14 protein-coding genes are annotated in these 12,887 nt (G+C 68.0%); 11 read left to right on the top strand and 3 right to left on the bottom strand.

Going from position 1 to position 12,887, the window contains the following annotated elements:
- Window positions 1-13: 13 nt before the first annotated feature.
- From ybgC to I6N89_RS16025, 11 genes are all read left to right on the top strand, one after another.
- Window positions 14-403 carry a tol-pal system-associated acyl-CoA thioesterase gene (gene ybgC / locus I6N89_RS16075; RefSeq protein WP_207019432.1) on the top strand — a complete coding sequence of 130 codons (390 nt, stop codon included), beginning with the start codon at window positions 14-16 and terminating at the stop codon, window positions 401-403.
- 150 nt (window positions 404-553) lie between these two features.
- Window positions 554-1,249, top strand: coding sequence for a protein TolQ (gene tolQ, locus I6N89_RS16070; RefSeq protein WP_207019431.1), 696 nt, complete (start codon window positions 554-556; stop codon window positions 1,247-1,249).
- Window positions 1,250-1,252: 3 nt separating this feature from the next.
- On the top strand, window positions 1,253-1,735 hold the full coding sequence (tolR, locus tag I6N89_RS16065; RefSeq protein WP_207019430.1) for a protein TolR: 483 nt from the start codon (window positions 1,253-1,255) through the stop codon (window positions 1,733-1,735).
- 10 nt (window positions 1,736-1,745) lie between these two features.
- On the top strand, window positions 1,746-2,948 hold the full coding sequence (locus tag I6N89_RS16060; RefSeq protein ID WP_207019429.1) for a cell envelope biogenesis protein TolA: 1,203 nt from the start codon (window positions 1,746-1,748) through the stop codon (window positions 2,946-2,948).
- A 125-nt stretch (window positions 2,949-3,073) separates the two neighbouring features.
- Window positions 3,074-4,396, top strand: a complete 1,323-nt coding sequence (tolB, locus tag I6N89_RS16055) for a Tol-Pal system beta propeller repeat protein TolB (protein WP_207019428.1) — start codon at window positions 3,074-3,076, stop codon at window positions 4,394-4,396.
- A 156-nt stretch (window positions 4,397-4,552) separates the two neighbouring features.
- Window positions 4,553-5,074 (top strand): peptidoglycan-associated lipoprotein Pal, encoded by a 522-nt coding sequence (pal, locus tag I6N89_RS16050; RefSeq protein WP_207019427.1) that lies wholly within the window; start codon window positions 4,553-4,555, stop codon window positions 5,072-5,074.
- A gap of 5 nt (window positions 5,075-5,079) precedes the next feature.
- Window positions 5,080-5,910: a tol-pal system protein YbgF gene (gene ybgF, locus I6N89_RS16045; protein ID WP_207019426.1), complete on the top strand. Its 831-nt coding sequence runs from the start codon at window positions 5,080-5,082 to the stop codon at window positions 5,908-5,910.
- Complete coding sequence (tilS, locus tag I6N89_RS16040; protein ID WP_328805894.1) at window positions 5,907-7,250, top strand: tRNA lysidine(34) synthetase TilS; 1,344 nt, start codon at window positions 5,907-5,909, stop codon at window positions 7,248-7,250. Before ybgF ends, tilS begins: the two co-directional genes overlap by 4 nt.
- Before the next feature lie 75 nt (window positions 7,251-7,325).
- Window positions 7,326-9,242 carry an ATP-dependent zinc metalloprotease FtsH gene (gene ftsH, locus I6N89_RS16035; protein ID WP_207019425.1) on the top strand — a complete coding sequence of 639 codons (1,917 nt, stop codon included), beginning with the start codon at window positions 7,326-7,328 and terminating at the stop codon, window positions 9,240-9,242.
- Window positions 9,239-10,015: a methyltransferase domain-containing protein gene (locus tag I6N89_RS16030; RefSeq protein ID WP_207019424.1), complete on the top strand. Its 777-nt coding sequence runs from the start codon at window positions 9,239-9,241 to the stop codon at window positions 10,013-10,015. The genes ftsH and I6N89_RS16030 overlap by 4 nt, the downstream gene beginning before the upstream one ends.
- 118 nt (window positions 10,016-10,133) lie before the next feature.
- Window positions 10,134-10,730, top strand: coding sequence for an MOSC domain-containing protein (locus tag I6N89_RS16025; RefSeq protein WP_207019423.1), 597 nt, complete (start codon window positions 10,134-10,136; stop codon window positions 10,728-10,730).
- Here the strand turns inward: I6N89_RS16025 and I6N89_RS16020 are convergent.
- Genes I6N89_RS16020 through I6N89_RS16010 form a run of 3 tightly spaced genes read right to left on the bottom strand, consistent with a single transcriptional unit; the run spans window position 10,727 to window position 12,856 of the window.
- Window positions 10,727-11,056, bottom strand: coding sequence for a DUF1491 family protein (locus tag I6N89_RS16020; RefSeq protein ID WP_207019422.1), 330 nt, complete (start codon window positions 11,054-11,056; stop codon window positions 10,727-10,729). The genes I6N89_RS16025 and I6N89_RS16020 overlap by 4 nt on opposite strands.
- Before the next feature lie 4 nt (window positions 11,057-11,060).
- Window positions 11,061-11,966: a GTPase Era gene (era, locus tag I6N89_RS16015; RefSeq protein WP_207019421.1), complete on the bottom strand. Its 906-nt coding sequence runs from the start codon at window positions 11,964-11,966 to the stop codon at window positions 11,061-11,063.
- Entirely contained in the window at window positions 11,963-12,856 is an 894-nt protein-coding gene (locus I6N89_RS16010) for a DMT family transporter (protein ID WP_207019465.1), read from the bottom strand. The genes era and I6N89_RS16010 overlap by 4 nt, the downstream gene beginning before the upstream one ends.
- Window positions 12,857-12,887 lie beyond the last annotated feature (31 nt).

Genomic DNA, 12,887 nt, shown 5'->3' with positions numbered 1-12,887 from the left:
CGGAGCGCGTCCCATGGTGCATGAGTTTCCGGTACAGGTGTATTACGAAGACACCGACATGGCGGGGATCGTCTATCACGCCAATTACCTCAAATTCATCGAACGCGCCCGCTCCGACTGGGTCCGCAGCCTCGGCATCGACCAGAACGCGATGCGCGAGAACGAGGGCGTGGTCTTTGTCCTGCGCCGGATCGAGGCGGATTTCCGCGCCCCGGCGCAGTTCGAGGACACGCTGAGCGTGCAGACCGAGGTGCGCTCGGTCGGCGGCGTGCGGCTGGTGCTGTCGCAGATGGTGCTGCGCGACGGCGAGGTGCTGTTCTCCGCCGAGGTCACGCTGGTGGCGATGCATCTCGACGGTCAGCCCACGCGGTTGCCGGAGCAGCTGCGCCGGCGGGTTCACTGACGCTTTCGGGCGCTGCGCAGGCAAAACCCCGCCCAAGGCGGCGTTCTGCGGCACGATGACGCCAATGTGTTGGCGTTTCCCCTGCAAATGGGATAGATTCGCCGCTAACGAGAGCCTCGATAACAGAGGCCCGAGAGGAAGAGCAGGCTAATGGATCCACAAACCCTTGCGCTCGCGCAGGAGATCGATTTCTCCATGTGGGGGCTCTTTGCGCGCGCCACACTCACCGTCAAGCTGGTCATGCTGTTGCTTGTCCTGGCCTCGGTCTGGGGCTGGGCGATCATTTTCGAAAAGATCGTCAGCTATCGCCGGGCCCGGCGCGAGGCTGCCAAGTTCGACCGCGCCTTCTGGTCCGGCGAGCCGCTGGACGAGCTTTACGATCAGATCGGCACCGATCCCAAGGGCCGGGCGCAGCGCGTCTTTGCTGCCGGCATGACCGAATGGCGGCGCTCGCATCGCGACGATGGCGGGCTGATCGCCGGCGCCCATGCCCGCATCGACCGCTCGATGGACGTGGCGATCCAGAAGGAGAGCGAAGAGCTTCAGCGCGGTCTGCCGGTGCTGGCGACGGTCGGCTCGACCGCGCCTTTCGTCGGGCTCTTCGGCACGGTCTGGGGCATCATGCATGCCTTTATCGAGATCGCCCAGCAGCAGGACACCTCGCTGGTCGTGGTGGCGCCCGGCATCGCCGAGGCGCTCTTTGCCACGGCGCTGGGTCTCGTGGCGGCGATCCCGGCGGTGATCTTCTACAACAAGCTCTCGGCGGACGCTGATCGCGTCATCGCGGGCTACGAGGCCTTTGCCGACGAGTTCTCGACCATCCTGTCGCGCCAGCTAGATTCCTGATCCATGGGCGCCGGGGTTGTAAAATCGGGCGGAGGCGGCGGGGGCCGCAGACGCCGCAGGGGCGGGGCGAGAAGCCAGCCCATGGCCGAGATCAACGTCACGCCGATGGTCGACGTGATGCTGGTGCTGCTGATCATCTTCATGGTGGCGGCGCCGCTGCTCACCGTCGGCGTTCCGGTCGAGCTGCCCAAGACGGCGGCCAGCTCGTTGCCCTCCGAGGCCGAGGAGCCGCTGGCGGTGACGATCACCGCCGAGGGCGTGGTGATGATCCAGACCACCGAAGTGCCGATGGACGAGCTGATCAACCGGCTGCGCGCCATCGCCGTGGAACGCGCCGACGACCGTATCTTCCTGCGCGCTGACGGGGCGGTGCCCTATCAGACCGTGGCGCAGGTGATGGGCGCGCTCAATCGCGGCGGGTTTTCCTCGATCGGGCTCGTGACCGACAGCGGCGGCCCGGCGATGGACGGCGCGGACGGCGGCTGAGGGGGCCTGATTGCGCAAGAGCTTTCTCATATCCGCCGGGGTGCATGCCCTGGTGATCCTGTGGCTGCTGGTCGGAAACGTCTTCCGTCCGGACCCGCCGGAATTCGAGGTCGCCGATGTCTCGGTGATCTCGGAGGCGGAATTCGCCGCGATGACCCGCGCCGCGCAGGCGCCCGAGGTGTCGCCGGAGTCGGACGCGCCGCCTGCGCCGGAGCCCACGGCAGAGCCAGACCCCGCGCCGCAGCCCGAGCCGGAACCGGAACCGCAGCCAGAACCGGCCCCGGCGCCCGCACCCGAGCCACCAGCGCCGGAGCCACAGCCGCAGCCGGAACCTCCGGCGCCCGAGCCCGCACCGGAACCAGCGCCGACCCCGGTACCGGCCCCCGCGCCGGAACCGGAGCCCGTTCCCGAACCGGTGCCTCCGGCGGCGGAGCCCGTGCCGCAGGTCTTTGCGCCGGAAACCGCGCCACGCCCTGTGCCGCGTCCGGCGCCGCGCGTGGCCGCCGAACCGGTCGCGCCGCCCGAGCCCGACGTGACCGAGGCCGAAGAGACCCAGCAGGCCGCGACGCCCGATGCCGAAAGCCCGGATGTCGCGGAGGAAGAGCAGGAGGCCACCGCGCCCGAAGAGACCGCGACCGAGATCGTCACCGAGGCCGAGACACCGGCGGCGGCGCCCCCGGGCTCGGTGCGCCCGCGCACCCGCCCGAGCGATCTCGCCGCGCGCCCCGCACCGGAGCCGGAGGCACCCGAGGAGACGACGCAATCGCAGCCTTCTGAGACCGCGTCGGCCCCCGAGACGCCCGACACGACGGAGGACGCCGTGGCCGATGCCATCGCCCAGGCGCTGGCGGGCGGCGGCAGTGCCGAAGCGCCGTCGGATGCGCCCTCCGGGCCGCCGCTGACCCGTGGCGAGCAGGACGCGCTGCGCGTCGCCGTGCAGCGCTGCTGGCTCGTGGATGTGGGCAGTGAGGCGGCTGGTGTGACCGTGACGATCGGCATGGATATGGAGCCCACCGGTCAGGTCGTGGCCTCCAGTCTGCGGCTGCTCGGGTCCGAAGGTGGCAGCGGCGCTGCGGCGGAGACCGCCTTCCAGGCCGCCCGCCGGGCGATCCTGCGCTGTCAGGGCAATGGCTACGATCTTCCGCAGGAGAAATACCAGCAATGGAAGCAGATTGAGATGACCTTCAACCCCGAGCAGATGAGGCTGCGATGACCCCGCAACCGGCAAGGAACCGCCCATCGCATCCTGGGCAAATCTTTGTCCGGGCCCTGTCCGGGCGCTATCATCGGATCAAAGACGCGACACGCGCAGGCAGGATCGGCAAGGAGAGCTCTGGCATGAAACATATCCTCGCACTGTGTCTGGCGGTGGTGACGGCGCTTGCGCTTGCCGCCCCGGCGCAGGCCCAGAACGGTCCGCTTCGGATCGAGATCACCGAGGGCACGATCGAGCCCATGGCTTATGCGGTGCCCGATTTCGTCGCCGAGACGCCGGGCGCGTCGGAATACGCGCAGCAGATCGCCCGGGTGGTGGCCGACGACCTCACCGGCACCGGGCTCTTTCGCGAGATCCCGCGCGAGGCGCATATCAGCCGCATCACCTCGTTCCAGAGCCCGGTGCAGTTCGCCGACTGGAAAGCGATCAACGCGCTGGTGCTGCTGACCGGCGCAGTGTCCGAAGAGGGTGGACGGGTGACGTTGAAGTTCCGCGTCTGGGACGTGTTCGCCGGCACTGAGCTGGGGCAGGGCATGCAGTTTGCCGCGACCTCCGACGGCTGGCGCCGGCTGGCGCATAAGGTGGCCGATCAGGTCTATTCGCGGCTGACCGGCGAGACCGGCTATTTCGATAGCCGGGTGGTGTTCGTGTCGGAAAGCGGCCCCAAGGACGAGCGTGCCAAGCGTCTGGCGATCATGGATTACGACGGCGCCAATGTGCAGTACCTGACCGACAGTCGCGCCATCGTGCTGGCGCCGCGCTTCTCGCCCAATGGCGACCGGGTGCTCTATACCAGCTACGAGACCGGCGAGCCCCGGGTGCATGTGCTGAACGTGGGCTCGGTGCAGAGCCAGATCCTGCAATCGGGCGGCGGTGTCATGAGCTTTGCGCCGCGCTTTTCGCCGGATGGTAGCCGGGTGGTCTATTCGGTGACCTCCGGGTCGAACACCGATATCTACATGCGCGACATCGCCAGCGGCGCGACCCAGCAGCTGACCTTCACGCCGGCCATCGAGACTGCGCCAAGCTTTTCGCCGGATGGCAGCCGCATCGTCTTTGAAAGCGACCGCTCGGGCACGCAGCAGCTCTATGTGATGCCGAGCGGCGGCGGCGAGGCGACGCGGATCAGCTTCGGTCAGGGCCGTTACGGCACGCCGGTCTGGTCGCCGCGCGGTGATCTCATCGCCTTCACCAAGCAGAACCAGGGCCGGTTCCATATCGGCGTGATGCGCACCGATGGCAGCGAAGAGCGGCTCCTGACCGCCTCGCGGCTGGACGAGGGGCCGACCTGGGCGCCGAACGGGCGGGTGATTATGTTCTCGCGCGAAACCCAGGGCGCGCAGGGCACCTCGTCGCTCTACACGGTGGATGTGGCGGGGCGCAAACTCACCCGCGTGCGCACCCCCGACGGCGCCTCGGATCCGAGCTGGGGGCCGCTGCAATGACACGCGGTGCCCGGAAAAATCTTCGTACGAAGATTTTTCGGCGCCCGAACCCGGGGCAGAGAGATTTTTCGGACGAAAAATCTCTGCCGCTCCGCCGCATTTTCAAGCCCCGCAGCCTATGGTAGCCTGCGGGCAATCTTCGAGCAGGACAGCTTCATGACATATCTCTCCAAGGCCCTGATCATCGCCGCCGCCCTTGGCCTCGCGGCCTGTACCAATGGCGACCGCTTCGGCGGTGAGGCCGGCGCGGGCTACGGCGCCGGTGCCGGTGCCAATGGCGGCATCGTGCCCGGCAGCGCCAACGACCCCGCCTCGCCGGCCTATTTCAGCCAGACCGTTGGCGACCGGGTCTTCTTTGCCGTCGACCAGTCGACGCTCAGCCCCGAGGCACGCGCCACGCTCGACGCGCAGGCGCAATGGCTTATGACCAACAATGATTTCCTCGCGGTGATCGAGGGCCATGCCGACGAGCAGGGCACCCGCGAATACAACATCGCGCTGGGCGCCCGCCGCGCCAATGCGACGATGGAATACCTTATCTCCAAGGGCGTCGCCGCGAACCGCCTGCGTTTTGTCAGCTACGGCAAGGAGCGCCCGGTCGAGATCTGCTCGGAAGAGGCCTGCTACGCCAAGAACCGGCGCGCGGTCACCGTGATCTCGATGGGTCTCGGGAGCTGACGCGCATGCGCCTCGCCGCCCTCGCGCTGAGCCTGAGCCTCGCCGTCGTCAGCAGCGCCGAGGCGCAGAGTACCGAGACGCTGGCCGATATCCGTCAGGATCTTTCGGTCCTGACGACGGAACTGCTGCGGCTCAAGCAGGAGCTCAACACCACCGGCCTGCGCGATGTGCAGGTCAGCGGCGGCACGCTCGACCGGGTCAATACCATCGAGGCCGAGCTTCAGCGCCTCACCGCCCGTACCGAGGAATTGCAGCACCGCATCGACCGGGTGGTCAGCGACGGCAGCAACCGGATCGGCGATCTGAACTTCCGCCTCTGCGAGCTGGAGCCCTCCTGCGACATCGGCACACTGGGCGACACGCCGCTGCTGGGGGGCGAAAGCGCTTCGTCCGCGCCGGCGCCCGCGCCGAGCCCGGCCCCCGAAACGCTGCCCTCGGGCGGCGCGGAACTCGCCATCGGCGAACAGACAGACTACCGGCGGGCGCAGGAGGCGCTCGCCTCCGGTGACTTTCAAGGCGCCGCGAACCAGTTTGCGGCCTTCCGCGAGACCTTTCCCGGCAGTCCGCTAGAGCCTTCGGCGCTGGTCGGCGAGGGCCGCGCCCTGAGCGAGATGGGCAACACCCGCGAAGCCGCGCGCCGTTTTCTCGACGCCTATGCCGGCTATCCCGAAAGCGAGGCCGGCCCCGAGGCTCTGTGGCGCCTGGGCGCCTCGCTGGGGGCGCTCGGCAGCACCGACGAGGCCTGCGTCACGCTGGCCGAGGTTTCGGCGCGTTACCCCGGCAGCGACGCGGTGGCAGAGGCGCAGGCCGAGCGGAGCCGCCTCAACTGCCCGTGACGCCCAGCCTCGACCAGCGTTTCGCCGATGCCATGGGCGCGGCGCTGGGTCCCGATTTTCCAACCGATATCGTGCTCGCCGTCTCGGGCGGCGGCGACAGCATGGCGATGCTGACGTTGGCGCATAACTGGACCCATACCTGGGGTGTGACGCTCTGGGTGGTCACCGTGGATCACGGGCTGCGCCCCGAGGCCGCCAGTGAGGCCGCGCTGGTGCGCCAGACCTGCGCCGAGCTCGGCCATCCGCATGCGGTGCTGCACTGGCGCTGGGACGGGCAGGGCAATCTGATGGATGCGGCGCGGCGCGGGCGGCTCGACATGATCGGGCGCTGGCGCGGCCGCATCGGGCATGTGCTGCTGGCGCATACGCGCGACGACGTGGCCGAGACCTTCCTGATGCGGCTGGCGCGCGGCTCCGGCGTCGATGGGCTTTCCGCCATGGCGCCGATGCGACAGATCCACCAGCCCGAACCGCAGCGCGCGCTTGCGCCGGAAGAGATCGACGGCGCCAGACCGCCCGCGGGCGGCGATCCGCAGAGGTTCGAGATCGTCCGGCCCTGCCTCGACATGGGGCGGGAAGAGCTGCGCCACTACCTGCGTGTGCTCAAGGGCCGCTGGGTGGAGGATCCCAGCAACGAGGATCCGCGCTACGACCGCGCCCGGATCCGCCGGCTGCTGGCAGAGCTTGCGCCCCACGGTCTCGATACAGAGGGGCTGGCGGCTACGGCGGGCCGGATGGCGCGGGCGCGCGATGCGCTGAAGGCGCGCGCGGCAGAGGCCTGGGCGAGCTGCGGGCATCTTGACGTGGCGACAGGCGAGATGGTCCTCGAACGCAGCGGTTTCGAAGCGCTCGACCGCGACACCCAGCTGCGGCTGCTTGCCGCGTCGCTGCAATTCATCGCCTCAGCGGAATACCGCCCGCGCGCCGCGCCGCTCGAGGCGCTGCTCGACCGGCTGCTCTCTGGCGGGGTCGGCACGCTGCTGGGCTGCGAAGCGCGCACCGGGCGCGAGGAGATCCGTTTTTTCCGTGAATATGCCGCCGTTGCCGAGCTGCGCGCGCCGGTGTCGTCACAGGTGCTTTGGGACGGCAAGTGGCGGGTTTTCCATGAGGATCTCGCCGGCTGCGAGATCCGGGCTCTCGGCGAGGAGGGCTGGCGTCAGGCAGGGCAGGCACGCGAGCCCGGCCCGGCCCATGCGGTGGCGCGGGCGCTGCCCGCAATCTGGGACGGCGACAGGCTCGTCGCCTGCGACGCGCTGGGGCTCGGACCGGGGGGGACAACGGCGCTCTGGCCCATGGGGCGGGAAGCATTGGGTTTCCCATCCTTCCTTCTTTCGCATTGAACCGGCGCGCCCGATCCTTATGTTAGGACCATCGCGTCCGGGCCCGGGCGCGCGACGCATGTTTGGAGGCATTCCTTGGGCAACGCACGCAATATCGCCTTCTGGGTGGTCCTGTTCCTTCTGATCCTGGCGCTGTTCAACCTGTTCTCGGGTGGCGGCAGCACATTGCAGAGCCGCGAAATCAGCTATTCCGATTTCGTTCAGGCCGTGGATGACAATAATGTCAGCTCGGTCACGATCGACGGCGAACAGATCCGCTACCGCAGCAGCGACGGCACCGATTTCGTCACGGTCAAACCCGAGGACGCGCAGGTCACCGACATGCTGATCGACAAGGGCGTGATCGTGCGCGCCGATCCGCAGGAGCAATCGGGCTTCCAGGCCTTCCTGCTGAGCCTGCTGCCCTTCCTGCTGCTGATCGGCGTCTGGATCTACTTCATGAACCGGATGCAGGGCGGCGGCAAAGGCGGCGCCATGGGCTTTGGCAAATCCAAGGCCAAGCTGCTGACCGAAAAGCACGGGCGTGTCACTTTCGACGATGTCGCGGGCATCGATGAGGCCAAGGAAGAGCTGGAGGAGATCGTCGAATTCCTCCGCAATCCGCAGAAATTCTCCCGCCTCGGCGGCAAGATCCCCAAGGGTGCGCTGCTGGTGGGCCCTCCGGGCACCGGTAAGACGCTGCTCGCGCGCGCCATCGCGGGCGAGGCCGGCGTGCCCTTCTTCACCATTTCGGGTTCCGACTTCGTGGAAATGTTCGTCGGTGTCGGCGCCAGCCGCGTGCGCGACATGTTCGAGCAGGCCAAGAAAAACGCCCCATGTATCGTCTTCATCGACGAGATCGACGCCGTGGGCCGCAACCGTGGCTCGGGCTATGGCGGCGGCAATGACGAGCGCGAACAGACCCTCAACCAGCTTCTGGTCGAGATGGACGGGTTCGAGGCCAACGAGGGCGTGATCATCGTCGCGGCCACCAACCGCCGCGACGTGCTCGACCCGGCGCTGCTGCGCCCCGGTCGTTTTGACCGTCAGGTCACCGTGCCGAATCCCGATATCAAGGGTCGCGAGAAGATCCTCGGCGTGCATGCCCGCAAGACCCCGCTGGGTCCGGATGTCGATCTGCGCATCATCGCGCGCGGCACCCCCGGTTTCTCGGGCGCGGATCTCGCCAATCTGGTGAACGAAGCAGCGCTGATGGCCGCGCGTGTGGGCCGCCGCTTTGTCACGATGGAAGATTTCGAGAACGCCAAGGACAAGGTCATGATGGGCGCGGAACGCCGCTCCATGGTGCTGACCCCCGAGCAGAAGGAAAAGACTGCCTATCACGAGGCCGGCCACGCCGTGGTAGGGCTGACCCTTCCGCAATGCGACCCGGTCTACAAGGCGACGATCATTCCGCGCGGCGGGGCGCTCGGCATGGTGGTTTCGCTGCCCGAGATCGACCGGCTGAACTGGCACAAGTCCGAGTGCGAGGAAAAGCTCGCCATGACCATGGCCGGCAAGGCCGCCGAGATCATCAAATACGGCGAGCCCAATGTCTCCAACGGCCCGGCGGGCGACATCCAGCAGGCCAGCGCGCTGGCGCGCGCCATGGTGCTGCGCTGGGGCATGTCGGACAAGATCGGCAATATCGACTATTCCGAAGCGCATGAGGGCTATCAGGGCAACACGGCCGGCCTCTCGGTTTCGGCGCATACCAAAGAGCTGATCGAGGACGAGGTGCGCCGCTTCATCCAGGAAGCCTATGAACGCGCCTACCAGATCCTGATCGAGCGTCAGGAAGACTGGGAGCGTCTGGCCAAGGGTCTGCTCGAATACGAGACCCTGACCGGCGAGGAGATCAAGCGGGTGATGCGCGGCGAGCCGCCGCATTCCGGCGACGATGCCGGGACGGAATCCGATGACGACACGCCCAGCGTCACCGCCATTCCCAAGACCAAGCCCAAGGCGAAACCCGCCGGTGAAGGCGGGCTGGAGCCTGAGCCCTCCGCATGAGCGGCACATCGCAGAACGACTGGGACCCCGGACTCTATGGCAGATTCCGGGGTCTTCGTTTGCGCCCCGCCATCGACCTGTTGCGCAGCGTCGGCCCGCTGCCCAAGGGCGAGGTGGTGGATCTGGGCTGCGGCAACGGTGCGGTCGGACCGGCGCTGAAACAGCTCGGGCGCAGGCTGACCGGCGTCGATCTGAGCCCCGCCATGCTGGAGGAGGCGCGCGCGACCGGCGCCTATGACGCGCTTGTCGAGGCGGATGTCGCCACCTGGCGCCCCGAAACGCCGCCGGCGCTGATCTTTTCCAACGCCACGCTGCAATGGCTGCGCGGTCACGAGACGCTGCTGCCGCAGCTCGTCGGGCTGCTGGCGCCGGGCGGCACGCTGGCGGTGCAGGTGCCGCATCAGAACAACGCGCCCTCGCACCGGCTCTGGCTGTCGCTGGCCGAGGAGTTCTTTCCCGGTCGCGTCGACACCGGCAAGCTGCCCGGCGTGCTGCTGCCCGCCGAATATCACCGCATCCTGAGCCCGCTGGGGCAGGTCTCGCTCTGGGAGACCGAATATTACCAGGAGCTGGCGCCCGACGGCACCGGGCATCCGGTCCGGCGCTTTACCGATGCGACCTTCACCCGCCCGATCAAGGCGCCGCTCTCCGCCGAGGAACAGGCGCGGCTGGACGTGGCCTATGAGGACGTGATCAGCAGCGCCTATCCGGTGCAGCCGAACGGGCATGTGCTCTTCCCGTTCCGGCGGATGTTCTTCACCGTCACGCGCTGAGGCGTGGCGCCCGGATTTTCCAGAGATCACCGCAATTTAATCGTTAATGCTCGCGATGCGGGTTGGCGCCGCGCGGCGCTTTGCGCAGAGTTCGCAGAACGATGAGGAGATGCCGCCCATGCCCGCGCTGAAACCCACCGATTTTCACGCCACGATCCGCTGGCTGGGCCGCGTGCCCGAGGCCGGCAAGGGGCTGCGTTCGGAGGCGGTCGAGCGGCTGGAGCTCGGCTTTGAGGGGCCGGTGGGCGAGCGGCATTCGGGCCTCACCCGCGCCTCGTGCAGCCGCGTGCTCAAGCAGCATCCGCGCGGCACCATGATCCGCAACAGCCGGCAGATCTCGATGATGTCGATGGAGGAGATCGCCGCCATCGCCGAACGCGTGGGGCTCGCCACGCTGGAGCCGGAATGGCTAGGCGCCACGGTGGTGGTCGAGGGGCTGCCGGATTTCTCGCATATCCCGCCCTCGTCGCGCTTGCAGGGGCCGGACGGGGTGACGCTGGCGGTGGATATGGAAAACCGCCCCTGCGTGCTGCCCGGGCGCGAGATCGAGCAGGAGCATGCGGGCATCGGGGCGCGGTTCAAGCCGGCGGCGGCGGGACGGCGCGGGGTGGTGGCCTGGGTCGAGCGCCCAGGCGCGCTGCATCTGGGCGACGCGCTGCGCCTGCACATCCCCGATCAGCCGGTCTGGGCACATATCGAGGCGGTGCTGCGTTAGCTCAGCCCGTCCTCGTCGAGCAGATGCCGGCCCTGCCGGTCCTCAACCTCGATCACCCAGAGATCCGGGTCGAAACTGCGCTGTTTCGCAACCGAGGCATCGACCTCGCGCTCGTCACCGGCGGCGAGCTCGGTCCATTTCCGTTCGCCCGACATCAGGTCGAAACCGCGCGTGAAGGCGCGCGCCCTGCCGTCGAGCGTGGCGAGTTTCACCAGCACCGCGCCGGCGGTGTCGTCGCCATGGGCGGTCACATAGGCAGGGATGTTCTGGAACGACAGCCGCGCGAGATAGGCGTCGACCCAGAACCGCGTGGTCAGCCGGGCCATGGGCTCAGTTGCCGTCCTTGAAATCGAGCCCCATCTCGGAATAGCGCTCGGCCTCTTCGAGCCAGTTCTCGCGGACCTTCACCTGTAGGAAGAGATGCACCTTGCGACCGAGGAATTCCTCGATCTCGGTGCGCGCCGCCTGGCTCACCGCCTTGATGGTCTCGCCCTTCTTGCCCAGCACGATGCCCTTGTGGCCGTCGCGGGCGACATAGATCATCTGGTCGATCCGGGCCGAGCCGTCCTTGCGCTCTTCCCAGTTCTCGGTCTCGACGGTGAGCTGATAGGGCAGCTCCTGATGCAGCCGCAGGGTCAGCTTTTCGCGGGTCATCTCGGCGGCGATCATCCGCATGGGCAGATCGGCGATCTGGTCCTCGGGGTAAAGCCAGGGGCCTTCGGGCAGCGCTTCGGCCAGCCATTTGCGCAGCGCCTCGACCCCGTGGCCGCGCTCGGCGGAGATCATGAAGGTCTGGGCAAAGGCGTAGCGGTCGTTGAGCTCCTTGGTCAGCGCCAGCAGCGCCGGGGCCTCGACCCGGTCGATCTTGTTGATCGCCAGCGCCACCTTGCGGCCCTTGGGCAGATCGGCGAGCCCCTCCAGAATGCGCTCCACGCCTTCGGTCACGCCGCGATGCGCCTCGACCAGCAGCACGATGATATCGGCATCCGCCGCCCCCCCCCAGGCCGCCGCCACCATGGCGCGGTCAAGCCGGCGGCGCGGTTTGAAAAGGCCGGGCGTGTCGACAAAGACCAGCTGGCTCTCGCCCTCCATCGCCACGCCGCGAATGCGGGTGCGGGTGGTCTGCACCTTGTGGGTGACGATGCTCACCTTGGCCCCCACCATGCGGTTGGTGAGGGTGGATTTGCCCGCGTTGGGCTCTCCGATAAGGGCGACGAATCCGGCGCGTGTGGTCATGGGCGTTTCCCGCTGCGGTGATCCGAGCGCTTTACCCCATTGCGTCCCTCCGGACCAGAGGGCATGCGCCCGCTGCGGATCAGCGTGTAGATGCCGCTGCAAACGATCAGCGCACCGCCCGCCAGCGTCCAGAGATCCGGGCGCTCGCCGAAGAACAGGAAGGCAAAGAACAGCGCCACCAGCAGTCGCGAATAGCGGAACGGCGCCACCACCGAGACCTCGCCGGTGCGCATGGCCCGCGTCAGCGCGGTATAGGCGGTGACGCCCACCAGCCCGGTCAGCAGCAGCCGAGCCAGCTCGGTGCCAGAGGGCAGGCGCGGCGGGGCGGGGTCGAAGGGCAGCATGGCCAGCCCCGCGACGATGATCACCGCAAAGCCCAGAACGCCGAGCTGATTTGTGGACACGGCGGGCGGGCTGGCGCGGGTGTAGAGATCGCGCATGGCAAAGCCGATCATCCCCGCCACCGCCAGCAGCGCGTCGGCGCGGAACGCCTCGGGCGTGGGGCGCAGGATCATCAGCACGCCCAGAAAGCCCACCGCCATGGCGATCCAGCGCCGCGCGCCCACATGTTCTTGCAGGATGAGGGCCGCGCCCGCCGTCACCACCAGCGGTGCCGCCTGAAGGATCGAGGAGGTGACCGAAAGCGGCGTGTAGGCCAGCGACAGGGCAAAGAACAGCCGTCCGACGATCTCGAACCCGGTGCGGATCAGCAGCGGGCGGTGCAGGATCGCCGGGTGCAGCACCGGCTCGCGCGCGAAAAGCGTCATGCAGACATAGAGACAGGTGCCGGTGAGGCCGAAGATCAGCGTCGCCTCGCCGGGCGGCAGGCCCGGAGCGACGGATTTGAACAGCGCGTCCTCGACGGCAAAGAGCGTCATGGCGACGATCATGAACAGGGCTCCCAGCGCGTTGCTGCCGGAG

Origin of the sequence: Salipiger abyssi (genome assembly GCF_017311415.1) — a bacterium.
Taxonomy (GTDB): Bacteria; Pseudomonadota; Alphaproteobacteria; order Rhodobacterales; family Rhodobacteraceae; genus Salipiger; species Salipiger abyssi_A.
Note: the sequence above shows the minus strand (reverse complement) of the source record. Positions and strands in the feature narration are given on the sequence as shown.

Coding starts and splice junctions, on each gene's coding strand:
- ybgC (WP_207019432.1), top strand. CDS start 14: ATGGTGCATGAGTTTCCGGTACAGGTGTATTACGAAGACACCGACATG.
- tolQ (WP_207019431.1), top strand. CDS start 554: ATGGATCCACAAACCCTTGCGCTCGCGCAGGAGATCGATTTCTCCATG.
- tolR (WP_207019430.1), top strand. CDS start 1,253: ATGGGCGCCGGGGTTGTAAAATCGGGCGGAGGCGGCGGGGGCCGCAGA.
- tolB (WP_207019428.1), top strand. CDS start 3,074: ATGAAACATATCCTCGCACTGTGTCTGGCGGTGGTGACGGCGCTTGCG.
- pal (WP_207019427.1), top strand. CDS start 4,553: ATGACATATCTCTCCAAGGCCCTGATCATCGCCGCCGCCCTTGGCCTC.
- ybgF (WP_207019426.1), top strand. CDS start 5,080: ATGCGCCTCGCCGCCCTCGCGCTGAGCCTGAGCCTCGCCGTCGTCAGC.
- I6N89_RS16030 (WP_207019424.1), top strand. CDS start 9,239: ATGAGCGGCACATCGCAGAACGACTGGGACCCCGGACTCTATGGCAGA.
- I6N89_RS16025 (WP_207019423.1), top strand. CDS start 10,134: ATGCCCGCGCTGAAACCCACCGATTTTCACGCCACGATCCGCTGGCTG.
- I6N89_RS16020 (WP_207019422.1), bottom strand. CDS start 11,056: ATGGCCCGGCTGACCACGCGGTTCTGGGTCGACGCCTATCTCGCGCGG.
- era (WP_207019421.1), bottom strand. CDS start 11,966: ATGACCACACGCGCCGGATTCGTCGCCCTTATCGGAGAGCCCAACGCG.
- I6N89_RS16010 (WP_207019465.1), bottom strand. CDS start 12,856: ATGATCGTCGCCATGACGCTCTTTGCCGTCGAGGACGCGCTGTTCAAA.